The sequence below is a fragment of the Streptomyces sp. NPDC002044 genome (assembly GCF_040296725.1).
GTDB lineage: Bacteria > Actinomycetota > Actinomycetes > Streptomycetales > Streptomycetaceae > Streptomyces > Streptomyces antarcticus.
Genome location: NZ_JBEOXU010000246.1, coordinates 1 through 5819 on the forward strand (window position 1 = coordinate 1; position 5819 = coordinate 5819).

General features: G+C 74.8%; 5 protein-coding genes and 1 pseudogene. 5 read left to right on the plus strand and 1 reads right to left on the minus strand.

Going from position 1 to position 5819, the window contains the following annotated elements; all coding sequences use genetic code 11:
* The 3 genes and pseudogenes from ABT106_RS30785 to ABT106_RS30795 form a co-directional block, all read left to right on the plus strand.
* Positions 1–228 (plus strand): annotated as a pseudogene (locus ABT106_RS30785) (hypothetical protein); the annotation flags it as partial.
* A 77-nt stretch (positions 229–305) separates the two neighbouring features.
* Positions 306–1706 (plus strand): MocR-like pyridoxine biosynthesis transcription factor PdxR, encoded by a 1401-nt coding sequence (pdxR, locus tag ABT106_RS30790; RefSeq protein ID WP_351284036.1) that lies wholly within the window; start codon positions 306–308, stop codon positions 1704–1706.
* A gap of 74 nt (positions 1707–1780) precedes the next feature.
* Complete coding sequence (locus tag ABT106_RS30795; RefSeq protein ID WP_351284028.1) at positions 1781–2314, plus strand: hypothetical protein; 534 nt, start codon at positions 1781–1783, stop codon at positions 2312–2314.
* A 39-nt stretch (positions 2315–2353) separates the two neighbouring features.
* Here ABT106_RS30795 and ABT106_RS30800 read toward each other — a convergent pair whose 3' ends face one another.
* Positions 2354–3310 (minus strand): Gfo/Idh/MocA family protein, encoded by a 957-nt coding sequence (locus ABT106_RS30800; RefSeq protein ID WP_502979532.1) that lies wholly within the window; start codon positions 3308–3310, stop codon positions 2354–2356.
* A 213-nt stretch (positions 3311–3523) separates the two neighbouring features.
* Here ABT106_RS30800 and glnII point away from each other — a divergent pair, with 213 nt between their 5' ends.
* Both glnII and ABT106_RS30810 read left to right on the plus strand, forming a co-directional pair.
* A complete protein-coding gene (glnII, locus tag ABT106_RS30805) occupies positions 3524–4543 on the plus strand; it encodes a glutamine synthetase (protein ID WP_351284030.1) in 1020 nt (339 codons plus the stop codon).
* Between the two features lie 528 nt (positions 4544–5071).
* The gene (locus tag ABT106_RS30810; protein WP_351284033.1) at positions 5072–5659 is read left to right on the plus strand and encodes a winged helix-turn-helix domain-containing protein; all 588 of its coding nucleotides are present in this window, start codon (positions 5072–5074) and stop codon (positions 5657–5659) included.
* Positions 5660–5819 lie beyond the last annotated feature (160 nt).

Genomic DNA, 5819 nt, shown 5'->3' on the forward strand with positions numbered 1-5819 from the left:
GACGACGTCGCCCGGCCCGAGGCCGTGGAAGGCGTCCTCGGTGAGGGCGAGCACCTCGACCTGCTCCGCGTGTCTCCCGGGGCGGTCCGGCCGGGCTGGGAGTCCTCCGGGCCGCGGATCGACGCGGCGCTCGCCGGGCCGGGCCCCTCCGGCCCCGCCGAACGAGACGCCGTACGCCGCTTCCTGACGGCCGCTCCCGCCGCGTTCCGCCCGGAGCCCGGCGCGTGACCGCCGCCCGCGCCGACTCCGGGCGGCGGCACCCGGAACCCGCCGCCGAGCGCCCCGCCTCCGGCGCCGACCTGCACCTGGAGCTCCCCGCCGGGGGCGCCCGGCGGACCGCGCTCGCCCGGGCGCTGCGCGACGCCGTGCGCAGCGGACGGCTGGCCGGCGGGACGCCGCTGCCGCCCTACCGGACCCTCGCCGCCGACCTGGGGCTCGCCCGCAACGCCGTCGCCGACGCCTACGCGGAGCTGGTCGCCGAGGGCTGGTTCACCGCCCGCCAGGGCTCCGGCACGCGGGTCGCCGAGGGCGCGGCGCCCGCCGCGGTACGGGCCGCCCCGGCCGGGCCCGCGCCCGGGCCGCCGCTCCACGACCTGCTCCAGGGCAAGCCCGACCCCGCGTCCTTCCCCCGGGGCCCCTGGGCCGCGAGTGCCCGCCGGGCCCTGGCCGGGGCCCCGACCGAGGCTTTCGGCCCTGGCGACCCGCGGGGGCGCCCGGAACTGCGGCGCGCGCTGGCCGCGTACCTGTCCCGGGCGCGGGGCGTGCGGACCGGCCCCGAGAACGTCGTGGTCTGCTCCGGCTTCGCGAACGGGCTGCGGCTCCTCGCCGCCGTACGGCCCCGGGACTGGGGCGTGGAGGCGTACGGGCTCCCCGTCCACCACGGCATCCTCGAAGCCGCCGGGGTCCGCCCGCACCCCGTCCCGGTCGACGCGGACGGGGCGCGGACCGCCGAACTCCCGGACCGGGCCCGTACGGCGCTGCTCACCCCGGCGCACCAGTTCCCGACCGGCGGCCGGCTGCTGCCCGCCCGGCGCGCGGCGGCGGTGGAGTGGGCGCGGCGCACCGGCGGGCTGATCGTGGAGGACGACTACGACGGGGAGTTCCGCTACGACCGCAAACCGGTCGGCGCCGTCCAGGGGCTGGCTCCCGGGCACGTGGTGTACGCGGGCTCGCTCAGCAAGAGCCTCTCCCCCGCGCTCCGCCTCGGCTGGCTGGTCCTGCCGGACCACCTGGTCGAGCGGGTGCTGGCCGCGAAGGGCCTGCGGGAGTCCTGGGCGAGCGCGCTGGACCAGCTGGCGCTGGCCGACTTCATCGAGTGCGGTGCGTACGACCGCCACGTCCGCCGGATGCGCGGGCACTACCGGGACCGGCGCGACCGGCTCGTCTCCGTCCTGGCGGACCGGGTCCCGCGGGCCCGGGTGACGGGCATCTCGGCGGGGCTGCACGCCGTGGTGGAGCTCCCTGCGGGCGGCGAGGCCCCGGCCCTGGCGGCGGCCCGCGCGGCGGGCCTGGCGCTGGACGGCCTCTCCTCCTACCGGCACCCGGCGGATCGGGCCCCGGCCCGCGAGGGCCTGGTGGTCGGCTACGCGGCCCCGCCGGACGCGGCCTTCGCGCGGGCGCTGACGGCACTCGCCGACGTACTGGCCGACCAACCGGCCGACCAACCGGCCGACGTACCGGCCGGGACGGCGGGCGGCCCGCACTGACAGCGCCCTCACACCGGATCCCTCTAGGGTGATCGCATCATCAAACCACCCCATAACGCACCAAAGGATCCGGAGTGAACGAGCATCAGCACCCGCAGACCCTGCCCGGCGGGACTCCGCTCCCGCCACCGCGGCGCGGCGCCGACTGGATGTTCGGCGGGGTCTACGGAACGGTCCTGGCCAGCGGCCTGCTCGCGGCGCTGGACCAGAAGGGCGGGGAGTACACGCCGTTCTACGACGCCAGCTGGGTCCTGGTGACCGCCGTCACCGCCGGCGCCGCACACGGCTACGCCCACCACATGGCCACCCACCGGGAAGGCGGCCCCGGCCACCGGTGGCACCTGCTCGCGCTGGCGCTGTGGCACGAGTGGCCGATGGTCGTGGCCACCCTCCCCACCATCCTGCTGCTGGTCTGCGCGGGCCTCGCCGACTGGGAGTCGTACGGGGTGACGGCCGTCGGGCTCGGCCTGAACACGGCGCTGCTGTTCGGCTGGGGCGCCTTCGTGGCGGTCCGGGTCGGCTACCGGCTCCGCTCCGCGCTGCTCATCGGCCTGGCGGACGGCACGATCGGCCTCGCCGTCATCGTGGCGAACGCCCTGATCAAGTAGCCCGGCGGACGCCCGTGCCGGGCGCCCGCCGGACAGCCGTCACTCCGCCGGGAGCTGGTCCTGCGCCTCGGCGAGGATCTCCGTCAGCCGGGCCCCGAACTCCGCTCCGCGCGCGTCCGGCACACCGGTGCGGGCGGCGGTGAGCAGCGCGTCGAGGGCCCGCCCGTAGGCGCCCGGCACGTCGCTCCAGTCGGGCAGTTCGTACACGCCCTCGGTGCCGCGCAGTTGCAGCCCCACCCCGGCGGCGGCCTGCGGCGCGCCCAGGCTGAGCACGGCGGTGCTGGCCGCGCCGGAGGTGTGCCGCAGGGCCAGCTGGACCACGTCGGAGGGGCCGCGGGTGGCGCTGACGGCGGTGACGTCGCCCAGGATCGGGATCAGCACGGACAGGGCGTGCGGGCCGACGTCCCACAGCCCGCCCTTGGACTTGCGCCAGGGCGAGTCGGCGTACGCGCTGGGCGTTCCGTCGGGCGGGAAGACGGCGCCGAGCCAGTGGGCGGCGGCGGTGAACCAGCCCGGGCGGGCGGCCTGTTCCCCGACCCAGCCGGCGGTGGGCTCGGCGAAGCGCAGGGTGAGGAAGACGACGGAGGCGACCTCGTGGAGGCGTACCGCGTCCGCGACGGCCCGGGCGTCCCGGAGGGTCGTCGCGACGGGCTTGTCGAGCAGCAGGTGGCAGCCGGCGGCGGCCGCGCGCACGGCGAGCGGCGCCTGCACGTCCGGCGGCAGGGCGAAGGCGACGACGTCACAGTCGGCGAACAGCGCGTCGGCGTCTTCGTACACCGTCACGCCGTACGCGTGCGCCAGCTCGGCGGCGGCCTCCGGGCGCCGCCCCCACACTCCGGCGAACTCGGATCCGGGATGCGCGGCGAGCGCGGGGGCATGGGTACGGTGCGCCCAGGGACCGGTCCCCAGCAGTCCGACCCGGGGTCGGCGGCCTGCGGGGGCCTGATCGGCGGCACGTTCGGCGGGGCCCTCGGCGGGGTCTCCGGCAGGGTTCACATCAGACAAAATGCTCACCCGACCAGTCTGCCCCACGTCGGCGGGGGCGCCGCCACCCACCCGCACAACCCGGCCGACCTGCGGGGTAAACCTCGGTAACACGGGGTTCACACACGGGCAACGGAAGGGAAATCGCGGGCGGGCACGCTGCGGTCATCACCGCAGCGATGAAGCAGCGACCAGCAGCACCCGCAGAGTCTGAGGATGGGGCCCGTGAGCTACAAGGCTGAGTACATCTGGATCGACGGCACCGAGCCGACGGCGAAGCTTCGCTCCAAGACGAGGATCCTCGGCGACGGGGACGCGCTGCCGATCTGGGGCTTCGACGGATCGAGCACGAACCAGGCCGAGGGCCACGCCTCCGACCGCGTCCTCAACCCGGTGTTCTCCTGCCCGGACCCGATCCGCGGCGGTGACGACGTCCTCGTCATGTGCGAGGTCCTCAACATCGACATGACCCCGCACGAGTCGAACACCCGGGCCCTGCTGCGCCCGGTCGCGGAGAAGTTCGCCGGCCAGGAGCCGATCTTCGGCATCGAGCAGGAGTACACCTTCTTCGACGGCGCCCGCCCGCTCGGCTTCCCCGTCAACGGCTTCCCGGCCGCGCAGGGCGGCTACTACTGCGGTGTCGGCTCGGACGAGATCTTCGGCCGTGACATCGTCGAGAAGCACCTCGACCACTGTCTCGCGGCGGGCCTGGCCATCTCCGGCATCAACGCCGAGGTCATGCCCGGCCAGTGGGAGTTCCAGGTCGGCCCGGTCGGCCCGCTGGAGGTCTCCGACCAGCTGTGGATCGCGCGCTGGCTGCTCTACCGCACCGCCGAGGACTTCAACGTCTCCGCGACGCTGAACCCGAAGCCGGTGAAGGGCGACTGGAACGGCGCCGGCGCGCACACCAACTTCTCCACGAAGGCGATGCGCGAGGACTACCGCGCGATCATCACCGCGTGCGAGTCGCTGGGCGAGGGCAGCAAGCCGCTGGACCACGTGAAGAACTACGGCGCGGGCATCGACGAGCGCCTGACGGGTCTGCACGAGACGGCCCCGTGGAACGAGTTCAGCTACGGCGTCTCGGACCGCGGCGCGTCGGTCCGCATCCCGTGGCAGGTGGAGAAGGACGGCAAGGGCTACATCGAGGACCGCCGCCCGAACGCGAACGTGGACCCGTACGTGGTGACCCGGCTGATCACGGACACCTGCTGCACGGGCCTGGAGAAGGACGGCCTGGTCTGATCCCGCCGCCCGGCCCGCCACGGGTGGGCGGGCCGGCCCCGAACGCCCGCCGAGTCCACGAGGACCGGCGGGCGTTCGGCGTTGCCCCAGGGCCCTGCCCGCGATCGTGCCCGGCAGCGTGCCCACGATGCGATACGAACGGCCGGGCCGGACGGGTGGAAGCGACGCGGCAGCCGGATTTTATGTCGGGAATGTAAGGGTGTGACGGCGTGATGAACACTGAATATGAGATTCCGCTCCACGGTGTGAGACGGGGTCTGCCCCGGCGGGCCGACATCTGCTTGAATGGGCGCATGGCCAGCCACTCGTACACCTCGTCAGGTCGCAGCGACCTCGAGCAGTTCTGGCCGTCTCGTCAGCATGACGATTTCGACCGGGTGTGTTGCCGCGCGAAGAACGCGCCGGCCCTCTAAAGCCTCCGGGATCTCCCACCAGAACGTCCCCGGGGCCTTCGGTCTGTGCGGTACCGACATCGATGACGTACGTGCGTCTCCTGCCGACTACTCCGCGTGAAAGAGCTGACCACTCATGGCGAACACCCGAACCCTCACTTCTGCCGCGACCACCTCTCCCCTGACCTTCCCCCCCAGTCCGCGCCACCGGCTGCGCGCCGTGGACCGGGACGAGGTCGCTCGGGTCGTGGACCTGCTTCCGCCGGGCGCCACCTGGCTGCCCGCACCCCAGCACACCCTGCCCACCCTGCCGGGCCAGCCCCCGATGGTCGGCTACCTGGTCCTCGTGCCCGCCGACCAGCAGCCGCAGATCGCCTTCGCCCCGCACGCCGTCGCCGCTCCCGCCCCGCAGGCCCAGGAGGCCGCCGCCGGGACGACGGGCGACGCGCTCGTACGGATCGACACGGCGCAGCGCACCGCCGAGGTCGACGGCGAGGTGCTCGACCTGACGTACCTGGAGTTCGAGCTCCTGTCCCACCTGGTCAAGCATCCGCACCGGGTGCACAGCCGGGACCAGTTGGTGACCACGGTCTGGGGCTACGGCCACGTCGGTGACGGCCGCACCGTGGACGTGCACATCGCGCGGCTGCGCCGCAAGCTGGGCTCCGCCCACCGCGGGGCGATCCAGACCGTGCGCCGGGTGGGCTACAAGTACGCGCCGTGACGGGTGAGTACGCGCCCTGAGCGCCCCGTCGAAACGCGCCGAAGGGCCCGTACCCGCGAGGGGACGGGCCCTTCGGCCCTTGCGGGGGCCCCCCCCGCCGGCCCGGGCCCCGGGCGCGAGCCCCGGAGGGGGGCGGGGAGCCCCCCGCCGGCCGGGGCCG